Source organism: Notoacmeibacter marinus, assembly GCF_002238045.1.
Taxonomy (GTDB): domain Bacteria; phylum Pseudomonadota; class Alphaproteobacteria; order Rhizobiales; family Rhizobiaceae; genus Notoacmeibacter; species Notoacmeibacter marinus.
The window spans coordinates 1,536,586-1,550,500 of the sequence record NZ_NBYO01000001.1 but is presented as its reverse complement, the minus strand read 5'-3'; the positions used below and the strand labels follow the sequence as shown (position 1 = coordinate 1,550,500).

Here is a 13,915-nt window from a genome sequence, read left to right as displayed (position 1 = left end):
GGCCAATATGGTCAGTCTCGGCGGTTTTGCGACAAAGCTCTTTGGCTCGGCCAATGATCGTCGCATCAAGAAGCTTCAGCCTTTCGCTGATATCGTGAACGCTCTGGAAGACGAGATCGCCGTTATCTCCGATGCGGAATTGAGAGCCAAGACGGACGCGTTCAAAAAGCGCGTCGCCGATGGCGAATCGCTGGACGATCTGATGCCGGAAGCCTTCGCGGTCGTTCGCGAAGGCTCCAAGCGCGCTCTTGGCATGCGCCCCTTCGATGTGCAGCTGATCGGTGCGCGCGTTCTGCATGAAGGCTCCATCGCCGAAATGCGGACCGGCGAGGGCAAGACGCTTGTCGCCACGCTCGCCGTCTATCTCAATGCCCTGGAAGACAAAGGCGTCCATGTCGTTACCGTGAACGACTATCTGGCCCGCCGCGACGCCGAACATATGGGCCGCCTCTACGGTTTTCTCGGCATGTCGACCGGCGTCATCGTCCACGGCATGAGCGACGACGAGCGGCGCGAGGCCTATCGCTGCGACATCACCTACGGCACCAACAACGAACTCGGCTTCGACTATCTGCGCGACAATATGAAATATGAGCGTGAGCAGATGGTGCAGCGCGGCCACCGCTACGCCATCGTCGACGAGGTCGACTCCATCCTGATCGACGAAGCGCGCACGCCTCTCATCATCTCGGGCCCGCTCGACGACAAGTCGGACCTTTATATCAAGGTCGATACCTTCATCCCGCAGCTGAGCGAAGACGATTACGAGATCGACGAGAAGCAACGGACCGCGACCTTCACCGAAGAAGGCACGGAGAAGATGGAGAACCTGCTTCGCGAAGCCGGCCTCATGCAGGGCAACAGTCTTTACGACGTGGAGAACGTTTCCCTCGTCCACCACGCCAACAATGCGCTGCGCGCCCACAAGCTCTTCGCCCGCGACAAAGATTACATGGTCAATCGCGGCGAGATCGTCATCGTCGACGAGTTTACCGGTCGCCAGATGCCGGGCCGCCGTTTTTCCGAAGGTCTGCACCAGGCGCTCGAAGCCAAGGAGAAGGTGGAGATCCAGCCGGAGAACCAGACGCTCGCCTCGATCACCTTCCAGAACTATTTCCGCATGTACGACAAGTTGGCCGGCATGACCGGTACGGCGACGACCGAGGCCGAAGAGTTCGGCAATATTTACGGTCTCGAAGTCGTCGAAGTGCCGACCAACCTGCCGGTCATCCGCGCCGACGAGGACGATGAGGTCTACCGGACGGCGGAAGAGAAGTTCGCCGCCATCGTCGAGGAGATCAAGACCGCCAAGGAGAAGGGCCAGCCGACCCTTGTCGGAACGACCTCCATCGAAAAGAGCGAATATCTGGCCGAGCGGCTCAAGGAGGCCGGGCTGAAGGGCTTCGAGGTTCTGAACGCCCGCCAACATGAGCGCGAAGCCTATATCGTGGCGCAGGCCGGTGTGCCCGGCTCGATCACCATCGCGACCAACATGGCCGGTCGCGGCACCGACATTCAGCTTGGCGGCAACCTGGAGATGCGTCTGGCCGAAGAGTTGGCCGACATGCCGGAAGGCGAAGAGCGCAAGGCTGCCGAAGAGCGCATCCGCGCCGAAGTGGCCGAACTGAAGCAGAAGGCGCTCGAAGCGGGCGGGCTCTACGTCCTTGCCACCGAACGCCATGAAAGCCGGCGCATCGACAACCAGCTTCGCGGCCGGTCCGGTCGCCAGGGCGATCCGGGACGCTCGAAATTCTACCTGTCGCTCCAGGACGACCTGATGCGCATCTTCGGCTCTGAACGCATGGACGGAATGCTGCAGAAGCTTGGCCTTCAGGAAGGCGAGGCGATCATCCATCCGTGGATCAACAAGGCGCTGGAAAAGGCGCAGAAGAAGGTCGAGGCGCGCAATTTCGACATCCGCAAGAACCTCCTGAAATATGACGACGTGATGAACGACCAGCGCAAGGTTGTCTTCGAGCAGCGTCTGGACCTCATGGATGGCGAGGACCTGACCGACACGATTGCCGAGATGCGCGAGGAGGTCGTGGACGATATGGTCCGCCGGCATATTCCGGAGAACGCCTATGCGGAGAGCTGGGACATCAAGGGGCTGACGGCCGAGGTCGAAGAAGCGCTGAATATCGATCTGCCGATCGCCGAATGGGTGGAAGAAGACGGCATTGCCGAGGATGATATCCGCGAACGCATTCTGGTGGCCGCCACCGCCGCAGCCGATGAGCGCGCCAATCGCTTCGGCCCGGACGTTCGCACCTATGTCGAGAAGAGCATTCTGCTGCAGACGCTCGATCACCTCTGGCGCGAACATCTGGTCAATCTGGACCATCTGCGCTCGGTTATCGGGTTCCGTGGCTACGGCCAGCGCGACCCGCTGCAGGAATATAAGGGCGAGGCGTTCGAACTCTTCCAGGCCATGCTCGCCAATCTGCGCCAAATGACCACCAAACAGCTGATGCGCATTCAGATCCGGGCGACGGACGAGCCGGAGGGCCTGGAAGGCGACGGTGTGCCGGAAGGCGCCGAGCCGCACCATCTCGACATGATGACCGGTGAAGACGATGCAGGCGAGGATGGCGGACCGATGAGATGGTCCGACGCCCATGCCGTCTCGGCCACCAGCGAGCAGACCACAGATCCTGAGAGCTGGGGCAAGGTCGGCCGCAACGAGCCCTGCCCCTGCGGATCGGGCAAGAAGTTCAAGCATTGCCACGGCGCCTTCGTCTAGATCGAGACCCGGACAGCACATCGCCCCATCACCGTTTCTTAAGCCATCCCCGCTAATTATTCTGGAGATGGTGAATCAAACGGAAGCGGGATTTTGCGATTATCCGCCGAACTGACAGCGGAACGGTTTCTGCCGGCGCGCCTTGGTGCCGTTGCGCGCCCGTTTGCGCGGAAATTCGATGCGATCCTGCTTGGTGAAGACGAGAAGGCGCGGGCCGGCCGTGTGGCGCTCGTCACCTTCTGCGTTCGCCTCGCCGCTGCCGCCCTTGCCTATGTCAGCCAGATCCTGCTGGCGCGTTGGATGGGCAGTTTCGAATACGGCGTTTTCACCTTTGTCTGGGTGACGATGATCATTTTGGGCAATCTGGCCGGGCTCGGCTTCCATACCGCCATTATCCGCTTTGCCCCGCAATATCAGGAAGAGGCGGACGTCGCCCGGCTCCGGGGAGTGCTGCGTCTCGGCCAATGGGTCTCGTTTCTTCTGCCCCTGCTGGTCGGCGCGCTTGGCATGGTTCTGGTGTGGGCCATGCGCGGCGCGCTGGATGCGTATTGGATTTTGCCATTCCTGGTCGCCTTCGCGTCCGTTCCCTTTCTCGGCCTTGGCGATTTCCATCAGGGCCTGGCGCGGTCGCAGGGCTGGGGTCTGCTCTCGATGGTCCCAGTCTATCTCGTCCGTCCATTCCTGATCGTCGCCGGCACGGGCCTGGCGCTATGGATGGGCATGGATGCCGTTGCGCTGACCGCCGTCGGCGCGGCGGTGTTTGCGACCATCATCACCACGGCGATACAGCAGATCATTCTGCCGCGCCGGGTCCTGAAGGACGTCACCGACCCGGTCCCTAGATACGAGCCGCGCCTGTGGTTCGGCGTCGCCCTGCCGATCTTCCTCGTCGAAGGCTTCTTCGCGCTTCTGACCAATGCCGACGTGCTGATGGTCGGTATCGTGCTCCGTCCGGAAGACGTCGCGGTCTATTTCGCCACGGTAAAGACCATCGTTCTGGTGCATTTCGTCTATTTTGCCGTCAAGGCAGCCGTCGCCCAGCGATATGCGCGCCTGGCAAGTCGCGATAGCGACCCGGCGGAACTGGCCCTTTTCGCCCGCGAAACGGTGACGTGGACATTCTGGCCATCGCTTTTGATGAGCGCGGTGGTGCTGGCGATCGGACCGTTCTTGCTGTCGCTGTTCGGCGAGAACTTCGAAAATGGCTATCCGCTTCTGTTCATTCTTCTGGCAGGCGTCTGCTGCCGGGCGGCGGTCGGGCCAGCGGAGAGCCTGCTCTCCATGACGGGTCACCAGAATATCTGCGCCGCTCTTTACGCCGCCGTGCTCGCGATCAATATTTCACTCAACATCATTCTTCTGCCGCCGCTCGGCCTATGGGGCGCGGCCGTCGCGACCGCCATCGCCATCGCGACGGAAGCGGCGCTTCTGGCATTTATCGTCCATAGGCGGTTCGGATTCTGGATGGTCGTGAACAGCCTGCCGAACATCAGACAATTCATGCGGGGGAATATCGCATGACCATCACCACAACCCCTCTCGTCGAAGCCAGCGGCAAGGCGCGGCTCAGCGACCACGTGCTCGACAACCTGATGGCGCTTCCCGGCTGGAAGCCGCAGCATCAGGCCATGCTCGATTCCGGCCTGCCGGAATTCGACCGGCGGCTTTCCGTCTATCCGGCATCGGCCGGTTTCGAACTGCTGGACGAGTTGGACTATCTTGCGGCCCGTTCGATCGAGCGCAATGTCTTCTTCGAACCCCGTTTTCTGGCGCCCGCCATGCCCCGGCTGGACGATCGCGACGTATTTTTGGCCGTGCTGCGCGACGAGGACACGGCCCGCTCCCGTTTGCGGTTTCTCCTGCCGTACTCCATCGAGCGACCGGGGCTCGGCATCGGTCCGAGCGTGATTCGCGGCTGGACGACGCCGTTCGGTCCCGTCGGCGCGCCGCTGATCGACAGCGACGATCCGGTGCAGGTGGTCAACGCGACCTTCGCCCTGATGGCGCAGAAGAAGCTTCGGCTTCCCAATGTGCTGGTCCTGCCCGACATGCCGCTGGATGGGCCGGCAGCAGGCGCGATCCGCGCCGCGGCCCTCTCGGCCGATCTGCCGATCGATATCATAGAGGGTGAGACGCGCCCGGTGCTCGACGCAACGGGCGAAGCCGATGAGCATTTCGCCAAAGCTGTGAGCGGCCACCATCGCCGCAATTACAACCGCCTGCGCCGCCGCCTCGCCGAACGCGGCGAACTGACCTTCGACATTGCCCGCCAGCCCGAAGAAACGCGCGAAGCCACCGAGACCTTCCTGACGCTGGAACTAATGAGTTGGAAGGGCAAGGCGCGCTCTGCCATGGCGTCCGATCGCTACCAGGCCGCCTTCGCACGCGAGGCGGTCTACCGGCTGGCCGAGCGCGATATGGTGCGTATCGCCACCTTGAAACTGGATGGCGAGACCATCGCCTCACTCATCGTTCTGCTGGCCGGCGGCACGGCCTATACGTGGAAAACGGCCTTCGATGAAACGCTGAAAGAATTTTCGCCCGGCGTACTCCTGATGATCGACACCACCGAATATCTGATCAATGATCCAAACATCGTGCAGGCTGACAGTTGCGCGGTGGAAAACCATCCGGTGATGAGCCGCATGTGGAACGATAGCCGAACCTACGGCACGATCATCGTCGGGATCACGCCCGGCACGGACCGCGCGGTCAACCAGACCGCGCGCCAGCTGCATCTTTATCGCGGCACGCGCAATCTGGCGAAGAATTTTCGGGACAAGGTGCGCCGGATCAGGCGTTAGGTCTTCGGCGTCACATCCTTCATCGCCCGCTCGTCGATATCGTCCAGATCGGTCAGATCGTGATGGCCGAAATGGTCGAGGATCATGTTGAGGTTGCGGCGGTTGGCCTTGTAGACCGCATCGAACACGTCGCCCACTATGGGCACCGCGCCGATGACATAATCGAGCCCCACATTGCCGAGCATCCGGGTCAGCTTGTTCGCCGGCACGCCGAGCTTGCGCGCCTCGTTGACGATCCAGAGCGACACAACAACCGTCGCCGTGTCGCCGATACCGGGTATGAGGCCGACGATGGAATCGGCGCCGAGACGAAACCCACCCGGCAGGCGCACGGCCGTATCCATCAACCGCGCCGCGCGCGCCACGCGGCGAAGCCTTCGTGTCCGATCCGCAATATCAACCGTCATAACCGCTCCAGCATCGTCACCGCGCTCAGTGCGCCGGCCTCTATATGGGCGGCCTAAGAGGCGGCGACCAGAGCGCGAGCGCTCTGACCGTCTGCCGGGATGCTAGCTCGCCGCACTTTCCTTCAGCACGCCGCGCTCGATCTGGTCCTGCTCGATGGCTTCGAACAGCGCCTTGAAATTGCCTTCGCCGAACCCGTCATCGCCCTTGCGTTGAATGAATTCGAAGAAGATCGGCCCGATCATGGTCTTGGAGAAGATCTGCAGCAGAATCTTGGTCTTGCCGCCATCGACCACGCCTTCGCCATCGATCAGGATGCCGTGCCTGGACAGCTTGTCGATCGGCTCCTCATGGCCGACGACCCGGTCGTGGCTCATCGGATAATAGGTCTCCGGAGGCGGTGGCATGAATTTCAGGCCGCGATCGGCGATCGCGTCGACCGAGCCGTAAATGTCTTCGGTGCCGACCGCGATGTGCTGGATGCCCTCGCCATTGTAGCGCTTCAGATATTCCACGATCTGTCCGGTTTCGCCGCGATCCTCGTTGATCGGAATGCGGATGCGGCCGCACGGGCTGGTCAGGGCACGCGACAGAAGGCCGCTATGCTTGCCCTGAATGTCGAAAAAGCGGATTTCACGGAAGTTGAACAGCTTGCCGTAGAAATCGAACCAGACATCCATGTTCCCCTTGTGAACATTGTGAGTCAGATGATCGAGATAGTAGAAGCCCACGCCGTGCGGGTAGGCGTCGGTCAGCCAGTCGAATTCGCGGTTGTAGACGCTGCGGTCGCGGTGGCCGTCGACGAAATAGATCAGGCTGCCGCCAATACCGCGAATGGCCGGCCAGTCCAGCGTCTTGCCTTCCGTCACCGCTTCCGCGCCGTTTTTTACGGCATGATCGAAGGCGTGCCTAGCATCGGCTGTCCGCCAGCCCATCGACGGCGCACAGGGACCGTGCTCCTCGACGAAACGCATGGCGTGATCGTCTGGCTCCGCCGAAAGCAGATAGGAAATGTCGCCCTGCTGCCAAAGCTCGACCGCCTTCGATTTGTGATCGGCGACATGTTCGAAGCCCATCTTGCGAAACTGTTCGCGTATGGCGTCCGGCTCCGGTCCGGCGAATTCCACGAACTCGAACCCGTCAGTTCCTGCGGGGTTGTCGTCGGTAATGCCGGTCATCGGCGCGTCGTGCGGAAATGGTCCCATGATCGATCCTCCCAGTTTTTTCATGAGCCTAGCCGAACGGCAGAGAAGAAGGCTTGCAAAATAATCGAAAAACCAGTCCAATTTGCACGACGTACGCGAGAGGATGGTTATCGATGCACAAAATTCTCAAAGATCGTTTCGATCATGCGATACTCAAGGCGCTTCAAGAAGATTCGACGTGCACCAATGCCGAACTGGCGGAGATCGTGCATCTGTCCGCCAGCCAATGCTCCCGTCGCCGGGCCCGTTTGGAGTCGGAAGGTCTGATCGCCGGTTACACGGCCCGGCTCGATGCCAGAGCGCTCGGCTTCGGCTTGCGCGCGGTGATCCGGGTCAGCCTGGCCGCCCATGGCGAGAATCAGGCAGCGGATTTTCACGCGTTGCTGGCAAGCTGCCGCGAGGTGCGCAGCGCCTTCTCCGTGTCGGGCGACGCCGATTACATTCTGCTCGTACTGACCGAGGATCTCGATTCGTTTTCGGATTTCGTGCACGAGCGGCTCCTGCCGCATCCACAAATCATGCAGGTGCGCAGCGAGATCGTTCTGAAAGTCCTGAAGGAAGAACCGGGTGTTCCGCTCTGAAAAGCGGTGGATGCGAACCGAATCGGCTATTGCAGATGGTGCCCCCTGCCGGAATCGAACCGGCACTCCCGAAGGAACCGGATTTTGAATCCGGCGCGTCTACCAATTCCGCCAAAGGGGCAACGCGGCGGCAACTATATGAGCGCGATGCCGCTCGTCAACAGCCCTGCCGCTGGACAGGGACACTTTCACGAAATAGGCAGAGGCCCCGAACGCCGCCACGGATGAACCGATGATCCGCCGCCTTTACGACTGGACCATGGGCCTGGCCAGAACGCGCCATGCCGACAAGGCGCTCGCCGCCGTCAGCTTTGCTGAAAGCTCCATCTTCCCGATCCCGCCGGACGCACTTCTGATCCCGATGGTTCTGGCCCAGCGTCATCGGTGGGTTCGACTGGCGCTGATCTGCACCGTGGCGTCCGTGCTCGGCGCTTTTCTCGGCTACGCGATCGGTGCGCTGTTCATGGATCTGATCGGCGACCCCATCCTGCAATTCTACGGCAAGGCCGACAGTTTCGAAAAGATCCAGGGCCTCTACAATGAATGGGGCGGGTGGGGCGTTCTCTTCGCGGCCGTCACACCCTTCCCCTACAAGGTGTTGACCATCTTCTCCGGCGCGACCGGGCTGAACTTCGTTGTCTTCACGATCGTTTCGATCATCGGTCGCGCGGCCCGCTTCTTTTTGGTCGCCTGGCTGCTCGGCCGCTATGGCGAACCGCTTCAGCGTTTCATCGAACGCTGGCTGAACTGGCTTTTCCTTGCCTTCATGATTCTGCTGGTCGGCGGCTTTGTTTCGATCAAATATCTCGTTTAGAAAGACCCCATGATAACGAACCGCAATCTGGCGCTCCTCATAGGGTTCGGCATGGCGCTCGCCGTCGGCACCGCGCTCGGCTTCCAGCACATTGGCGGCTACATTCCCTGCATGCTGTGTCTGGAACAGCGAACCGCCTATTATGCCGGCGTGCCCTTCATGATCGGCACGGCCATCGCCGCTTCGCACGGCACGCGCCCCCGCCTCGTCAAAGCGCTGTTCGGCATTGGCGTCCTTCTGATGATCTGGACCATGGGGCTCGGCATCTATCACGCCGGCGTGGAATGGGCCTGGTGGACCGGGCCGGACGATTGCGCCGGCGCTTCGAGCACGGTCAGCGAGGCCGGCAGTCTGCTAGATTCGCTTAGCCAGCGTCCGCCCTCCTGCGGCCAGGCAGCAGGCCGCTTTCTCGGCATTTCCTTTGCCGGCTGGAACGTCCTGGCCGCAGCGATGCTTGCTCTTTTGTGCCTATACGGCGCGTTGCGCCGGCAGCCCGACGCGAAAGCCTGATCAGGGCTCCAGTTCGGTGTCCCAGTAGAGATAATCGAGCCAGCTTTCGTGCAGGTAGTTCGGCGGGAAGGCCCGGCCACGTTCATGCAGTTGATGCGTCGTCGGCTGGAATGGCGTCTGACGCGGCCACATCCGGGCATGGTCGGGCATCAGCCCGCCCTTCTTAAGATTGCAGGGCGAGCAGGCCGCGACCACATTCTCCCACGTCGTCTGTCCGCCACAGCGGCGCGGCACCACATGATCGAAGGTCAGATCGTGCAGACTGCCGCAATATTGGCATTCGAAGCGGTCGCGCAGAAACAGGTTGAACCGGGTGAAGGCCGGCCAGGTTGCTGGTTTCACGTAGCTCTTCAGGCAAACCACGCTCGGCAGCTTCATCGACCGTGAAGGCGACGAAACGCTGTGATCGTATTCGGCGAGGATGGACACACGATCGAGAAACACAGCCTTGATGGCATCCTGCCAGGACCAGATCGACAGGGGATAGTAGCTCAAGGGCCGGTAATCGGCATTGAGGACGAGCGCGGGAAGCGCTTCAGGACGCACATGCACCGTCACGACAGGCGGCTCCTTTCATTTTCGGTTCCGAAAGCAAAACAGGGACCGAAAGGCGAACATCATTGATGTCCGGAAGCAGTTAAGCGCCTAAATCCGCCATTGTGAAGACGTTTCAGCACGGCTCCATCCCTGTTTATCCACCGCTTTCTCCACTGCCGATACACAGGCCGCGCAACAATTTTATAACAATGGAACGTCAAACGGGTGCGCCTCCTCCGGCTTTGCGCACACCATACCAGGCCCACAGCAGACGCGCAGCCACGCTGCGGTTGGGCGCCCATCTTGTGGCCAGATCGACAAGGGTTTTCTCGTTCGGCCGCGCGTCCAGCCCGAGCGCTTCGTGGGCCGCCGCCTGCAGAGCGAGATCGCGGGCGGGAAAGATATCCGGATGGCCGGCAGCGAACAGAAGCCAGCATTCGGCCGTCCAGCGCCCTATCCCGGTAATGGGGGTCAGCGCGGCGATCGCCTCTTCCGCCGGCAGCGCCAGCACACGGTCGAAGGCAAGGCCGCCGCTCTCGGCCTCCGCAACGGCTCTAAGGGTACGGATTTTCGGGCGAGAGAGCCCTGCGCCGCGCAAGGTCTCTTCGGATGCGGCCAGCAGCGCCGGCCCGCTCAGCGGATCGACCGCCGCCTTCAGCCGCCCGAAGATCGTATCGGCGGCGGCTTTGGAAACCTGCTGCGCCACGATTACCGCCGCCAGACCGGCATAGCCGCCGGCCATGGATCGCGCGGGCAGAGGACCAGCCGCTTCGGCAAGCGGAACGAGGGCCGGATCGCGTTGCAGCAGCGCGTCCAACGATTGCGCGATCGCCGCTTCGCTATCAAGAATCACCGTATCTCGCCTCTTCGGTTTGCCGCTTGGAAAACCAGTTGCCGCAGCTTAGCAAAGCCTATGATGAATGCGTTCGCAGACAAACCCGTTTTTCGCTTCGCTCCCTCGCCCAATGGCGCGCTGCATTTGGGCCATGCCCGCTCGGCGATCCTGAATGACGAAGCGGCAAGGCGCAGCGGCGGTCGCTTGCTCTTGCGGATGGAGGATATCGATCGCGCCCGCTGCACGCCGGAACTGGAACGACAAATCAAGAACGATCTCGACTGGCTGAACATTCGATTCGAAGGACCCCTCCGCCGTCAGTCCGAGCATTTTGCCTTTTACGGCCAGGGTCTGGAGCGGCTGCGTGGAATGGGACTGGCCTATACTTCCTTCATGACGCGTGGCGAACTGCGCCAGATGGTCGCTGAAGCCGATGCCGCCGGCACGCCATGGCCGCGCGACCCCGACGGCGCGCCCCACCCGCCGGCATCCGAGAAATCCCGGAGCGAAGAGGATTGCCGCAAATTAATGGCGAAGGGCCGCGCCTATGCCTGGCGGCTCGATATGAACGCGGCGCTCGAAAGGCTCGGTCGGACCGAAATATCATGGCGTGAGAGCGCAGCACCACTCCAGGAGCCTGACGAAGCGCGGTTCGACCCTCGGCAATGGGGCGATGTCGTGCTTGCCAGAAAGGATACGCCGACGAGCTATCATCTGGCAGTGGTCATGGACGATGCCTACCAGGCGGTCAGCCATGTCATTCGCGGGCGCGATCTTTACACGGCGACGGCGGTCCACCGCGTTTTGCAATCTTTGCTCGATTTACCCGAACCCACCTATCACCACCATGCGCTGATTCTTGATGAGAATGGACGAAAGCTGTCGAAGAGCTCGGGGAGCGCCGCTCTTTCAGCGCGGAGGATAGCCGGATCGAGCGCCGCCGAAACAAGAGCGCTGTCTCTGTCGGTCGACGAACCGGTCGCGGGATTCAGCCTTCCGGAAACATCCGGCTGAGCGCTGCTTTCAGAATAACCATCAGCATAATCAGGCCGAACGCACCGCCGAAACCGATGAAGATCACGGAAGGAAGAGTATAGACGCGATAGCCGAGTTCCGGCAGAGCTTTGAGAACGCCGAAAAAGCCGAGCATGAGAATGGCGGTGTTGCCGAAGGGGCCGTAGCCGTCCTCGTCCAACATATTGTTTAGAGCGAAGCCGGAGACCAGAAGGATACACGCAATAATTGTCGATCCGATGATAATCGTCGGCATATCGATTGATGGCATCGATGCGTCTCCTGATGATTCAAACGGACCACGGAAGCAGGAAATATAGATCTTGGCGTATTGCCGTTTGCTTAAAAAGAAGATCGCAATGCGATGGATCGGTGATCATGCGGTTTAGTGCGGCAATCGTTCCGGTTGTGTTTGTCCTGCTCTGGTCGACCGGTTTCGTCAGTGCGCGATACGCCATGCCCTATGCCGAGCCGTTCAGCTTTCTGACGATCCGGTATGTCCTTTCCATTCTGGCGCTCGGCGTCATCGCCGCGTTTCTGAAGGCGCCGCGCCTGTCCTGGCCCCAGCGGCGCGACGCCATGATCGTCGGCATGCTTTTGCATGGCGTTTACCTCGGCATGGTGTTCTGGGCGATCGACAATGGCATGCCGGCCGGTCTCTCGGCGCTTATCGTTGGACTTCAACCGCTTCTCACCGCCTTCATCGCGGCCGGGACGATCGGCGAAACCATGACGCCGCGTCACTGGATGGGGTTGGTTGTCGGTCTTGTCGGCGTCACCATGGTGCTGGGGCCGCGCATCGGCCTGACGGCTTCAGGTGTGACGGGTTGGACGGTCGGCGCAAGCTTTCTGGCCGTCCTCGGCATGAGCGCGGGCACCGTTTTGCAGAAGGGCCGCTTAAAGGGCGCCGATCCGGTGGCGGGAACCGTCTGGCAGTTCATCGGAGCGGGCCTTCTGACACTGCCGGTCGCTCTTCTGACCGAGACGCAGACGTTTACGCTCACCACGCCGCTCGTCCTGTCCATGGCCTGGTTGGTGCTGGTGCTGTCCGTCGGCACAATCCTGTTGCTGATGTGGCTGATCGAGAAAGGCGCCGTTAGCCGGGTCGCCGCGCTTTTCTATCTGGTGCCGGCCTGCACCGCGATGTTCGCCTTCATCCTGTTCGGCGAACCGCTCTCGCCCGTTCAGATCGTCGGCATGGTAATCACCGCCCTTGCCGTTGCGATGACCGGTGGAACGGCAAACCGCCGGCAGAGTGCAGCGCCCGGAAGCGCATGATGGCGGCGTTCAGTTCCCCTCCGATGATGAAGATCGCCGAGACCATATAGAGAAACACCAGCGCCACGATGATCGAGGCAAGGCCGGCATAGGTCGTCGAATAGCGACCGAAATTGTCCAGATAGGTGACGAAGCCCCACGATCCGACGACCCAGAAAAGAATGGTCAGGGCCATGCCGGGCAGAATGTCGACGATGCGCCGCTTGCCTTCCGGAAGATAGATGTGGCTGATCGCCAGCCCCACCAGCAGAACGATGATGGCGATGATGATCCGCAGCGCGTCGAACGCGAACACTTCCGGCACCAGATCGGGCGCGCGGCTGAGAAGGACGGAGTGGATGATCGGCGCGGCCACCAGCATCAGGCTGACGATGGTCAGGCAGATCGTCGCCAGCAGGACGAAGCCGAAACTTTGCAGCCGCAGCGAAATGAAGGAGCGGCTTTCGACCTGGCGATAGGCGCGGTTAAGCGAAGTCCGCAGGGCTTCCACCCCGTTGGAGGCGAAGAACAGCGCCAGCAGCACGCCGATCGTCAAAAGGTCGCCTCGCTCGCCGGACAACACCGCCTGGACCTCACGCGTCACCGGCTCGGCGATGGTGTTCGGCCAGGTTTCGAACAGCAGCGGAACGGCATATTGGGCGAAATAATCGGCGCCGAGAAAGCCGGCCAGCGAGGCGGCGAAGATCAGGAACGGGAAAATCGCCATCAGCGTGGAGAGCGCCACATGGCTCGCAAACGCCCAGCCATCGTCATTGTTGAAGTGGCTGAGCGCGTCCCAGGCTATAACGCGGACGGTGTGCCACATGGATATGTTCCCTCGTCGATCATGTCATACTCATATGGAACGGTGCGACGCGAAACCAGCACGATCGGAATGCGCGCTGCCGGAAAAATGGCGGTAGCACTCGCCGATTTGGCGGCACGGGGATGACATCTTTCCCTCTTGTCCCACATTGCATGCGCACAGGACAGGGAAAGATCGATGGCCACCGTTTTCCAGATTGCCGCTATCGTTGCCATGTTTGCCGTGGGGATCGTGCTGTTGCGCGGCCTCTGGAACATGATGCGCGCCGGGGACAGCAACAAAAGCCAGAAGCTGATGCAGATGCGGGTCTTCCTGCAATTCATCGCCGTCATATTGATTGTCGGCGCGCTCTACTTCGCCCGCCCGGCCTGATCGAACCGCGAA

At 61.2% G+C, this 13,915-nt stretch carries 14 protein-coding genes, 1 tRNA gene and 2 pseudogenes; 10 read left to right on the top strand and 7 right to left on the bottom strand.

The features are described 5' to 3' along the window. Window positions 1-7: 7 nt before the first annotated feature. The 4 genes and pseudogenes from secA to B7H23_RS07465 form a co-directional block, all read left to right on the top strand. Window positions 8-2,480 (top strand): annotated as a pseudogene (gene secA, locus B7H23_RS07475) (preprotein translocase subunit SecA); the annotation flags it as partial. A 170-nt stretch (window positions 2,481-2,650) separates the two neighbouring features. Beyond that, window positions 2,651-2,743: pseudogene (locus B7H23_RS16340) on the top strand (SEC-C metal-binding domain-containing protein); the annotation flags it as partial. A 93-nt stretch (window positions 2,744-2,836) separates the two neighbouring features. Further along, window positions 2,837-4,264, top strand: coding sequence for a lipopolysaccharide biosynthesis protein (locus B7H23_RS07470; protein WP_094076662.1), 1,428 nt, complete (start codon window positions 2,837-2,839; stop codon window positions 4,262-4,264). Window positions 4,265-4,266: 2 nt separating this feature from the next. Next, the gene (locus B7H23_RS07465) at window positions 4,267-5,547 is read left to right on the top strand and encodes a GNAT family N-acetyltransferase (protein ID WP_094076942.1); all 1,281 of its coding nucleotides are present in this window, start codon (window positions 4,267-4,269) and stop codon (window positions 5,545-5,547) included. Here the strand turns inward: B7H23_RS07465 and B7H23_RS07460 are convergent. Next, a complete protein-coding gene (locus B7H23_RS07460) occupies window positions 5,544-5,954 on the bottom strand; it encodes a DUF4112 domain-containing protein (RefSeq protein ID WP_094076661.1) in 411 nt (136 codons plus the stop codon). The two genes, B7H23_RS07465 and B7H23_RS07460, sit on opposite strands and share 4 nt — an antisense overlap. 102 nt (window positions 5,955-6,056) lie before the next feature. Then, window positions 6,057-7,157, bottom strand: a complete 1,101-nt coding sequence (hppD, locus tag B7H23_RS07455; RefSeq protein ID WP_094076660.1) for a 4-hydroxyphenylpyruvate dioxygenase — start codon at window positions 7,155-7,157, stop codon at window positions 6,057-6,059. Between the two features lie 113 nt (window positions 7,158-7,270). Between hppD and B7H23_RS07450 the strand changes: the two genes are divergently transcribed. Then, complete coding sequence (locus B7H23_RS07450; protein WP_094076659.1) at window positions 7,271-7,738, top strand: Lrp/AsnC family transcriptional regulator; 468 nt, start codon at window positions 7,271-7,273, stop codon at window positions 7,736-7,738. A gap of 36 nt (window positions 7,739-7,774) precedes the next feature. On the opposite strand, the gene B7H23_RS07445 is transcribed toward B7H23_RS07450, so the two are convergent. Beyond that, window positions 7,775-7,859: transfer RNA gene (locus tag B7H23_RS07445), tRNA-Leu, on the bottom strand. Between the two features lie 111 nt (window positions 7,860-7,970). On the opposite strand from B7H23_RS07445, the gene B7H23_RS07440 reads away from it, so the two are divergent. Together B7H23_RS07440 and B7H23_RS07435 are read left to right on the top strand one after the other, a co-directional pair. Then, a complete protein-coding gene (locus tag B7H23_RS07440; RefSeq protein WP_094076658.1) occupies window positions 7,971-8,552 on the top strand; it encodes a YqaA family protein in 582 nt (193 codons plus the stop codon). 9 nt (window positions 8,553-8,561) lie between these two features. Beyond that, window positions 8,562-9,062 (top strand): disulfide bond formation protein B, encoded by a 501-nt coding sequence (locus B7H23_RS07435; RefSeq protein WP_094076657.1) that lies wholly within the window; start codon window positions 8,562-8,564, stop codon window positions 9,060-9,062. Here B7H23_RS07435 and B7H23_RS07430 read toward each other — a convergent pair whose 3' ends face one another. Next, window positions 9,063-9,620 (bottom strand): HNH endonuclease, encoded by a 558-nt coding sequence (locus B7H23_RS07430; RefSeq protein ID WP_094076656.1) that lies wholly within the window; start codon window positions 9,618-9,620, stop codon window positions 9,063-9,065. It abuts the gene before it with no gap. A gap of 196 nt (window positions 9,621-9,816) precedes the next feature. Then, on the bottom strand, window positions 9,817-10,452 hold the full coding sequence (locus tag B7H23_RS07425) for a DNA-3-methyladenine glycosylase family protein (RefSeq protein WP_240534998.1): 636 nt from the start codon (window positions 10,450-10,452) through the stop codon (window positions 9,817-9,819). Window positions 10,453-10,512: 60 nt separating this feature from the next. On the opposite strand from B7H23_RS07425, the gene gluQRS reads away from it, so the two are divergent. Further along, on the top strand, window positions 10,513-11,448 hold the full coding sequence (gluQRS, locus tag B7H23_RS07420) for a tRNA glutamyl-Q(34) synthetase GluQRS (RefSeq protein ID WP_094076655.1): 936 nt from the start codon (window positions 10,513-10,515) through the stop codon (window positions 11,446-11,448). Here the strand turns inward: gluQRS and B7H23_RS07415 are convergent. Continuing rightward, window positions 11,423-11,719 (bottom strand): thiamine pyrophosphate-dependent enzyme, encoded by a 297-nt coding sequence (locus B7H23_RS07415; protein ID WP_094076654.1) that lies wholly within the window; start codon window positions 11,717-11,719, stop codon window positions 11,423-11,425. The genes gluQRS and B7H23_RS07415 overlap by 26 nt on opposite strands. A gap of 107 nt (window positions 11,720-11,826) precedes the next feature. Here B7H23_RS07415 and B7H23_RS07410 point away from each other — a divergent pair, with 107 nt between their 5' ends. Further along, window positions 11,827-12,726: a DMT family transporter gene (locus tag B7H23_RS07410; protein ID WP_094076653.1), complete on the top strand. Its 900-nt coding sequence runs from the start codon at window positions 11,827-11,829 to the stop codon at window positions 12,724-12,726. On the opposite strand, the gene B7H23_RS07405 is transcribed toward B7H23_RS07410, so the two are convergent. Further along, window positions 12,653-13,531: a YihY/virulence factor BrkB family protein gene (locus B7H23_RS07405; protein WP_094076652.1), complete on the bottom strand. Its 879-nt coding sequence runs from the start codon at window positions 13,529-13,531 to the stop codon at window positions 12,653-12,655. The two genes, B7H23_RS07410 and B7H23_RS07405, sit on opposite strands and share 74 nt — an antisense overlap. A gap of 177 nt (window positions 13,532-13,708) precedes the next feature. On the opposite strand from B7H23_RS07405, the gene B7H23_RS07400 reads away from it, so the two are divergent. Further along, window positions 13,709-13,903: a twin transmembrane helix small protein gene (locus tag B7H23_RS07400; protein WP_094076651.1), complete on the top strand. Its 195-nt coding sequence runs from the start codon at window positions 13,709-13,711 to the stop codon at window positions 13,901-13,903. The last annotated feature ends 12 nt before the right edge of the window (window positions 13,904-13,915 follow it).

Excerpts from the sequence above, each read along its gene's own strand:
- B7H23_RS07460 (WP_094076661.1), bottom strand. The coding sequence starts at position 5,954 with ATGACGGTTGATATTGCGGATCGGACACGAAGGCTTCGCCGCGTGGCG.
- hppD (WP_094076660.1), bottom strand. The coding sequence starts at position 7,157 with ATGGGACCATTTCCGCACGACGCGCCGATGACCGGCATTACCGACGAC.
- B7H23_RS07450 (WP_094076659.1), top strand. The coding sequence starts at position 7,271 with ATGCACAAAATTCTCAAAGATCGTTTCGATCATGCGATACTCAAGGCG.
- B7H23_RS07440 (WP_094076658.1), top strand. The coding sequence starts at position 7,971 with ATGATCCGCCGCCTTTACGACTGGACCATGGGCCTGGCCAGAACGCGC.
- B7H23_RS07435 (WP_094076657.1), top strand. The coding sequence starts at position 8,562 with ATGATAACGAACCGCAATCTGGCGCTCCTCATAGGGTTCGGCATGGCG.
- gluQRS (WP_094076655.1), top strand. The coding sequence starts at position 10,513 with ATGATGAATGCGTTCGCAGACAAACCCGTTTTTCGCTTCGCTCCCTCG.
- B7H23_RS07415 (WP_094076654.1), bottom strand. The coding sequence starts at position 11,719 with ATGCCATCAATCGATATGCCGACGATTATCATCGGATCGACAATTATT.
- B7H23_RS07410 (WP_094076653.1), top strand. The coding sequence starts at position 11,827 with ATGCGGTTTAGTGCGGCAATCGTTCCGGTTGTGTTTGTCCTGCTCTGG.
- B7H23_RS07405 (WP_094076652.1), bottom strand. The coding sequence starts at position 13,531 with ATGTGGCACACCGTCCGCGTTATAGCCTGGGACGCGCTCAGCCACTTC.
- B7H23_RS07400 (WP_094076651.1), top strand. The coding sequence starts at position 13,709 with ATGGCCACCGTTTTCCAGATTGCCGCTATCGTTGCCATGTTTGCCGTG.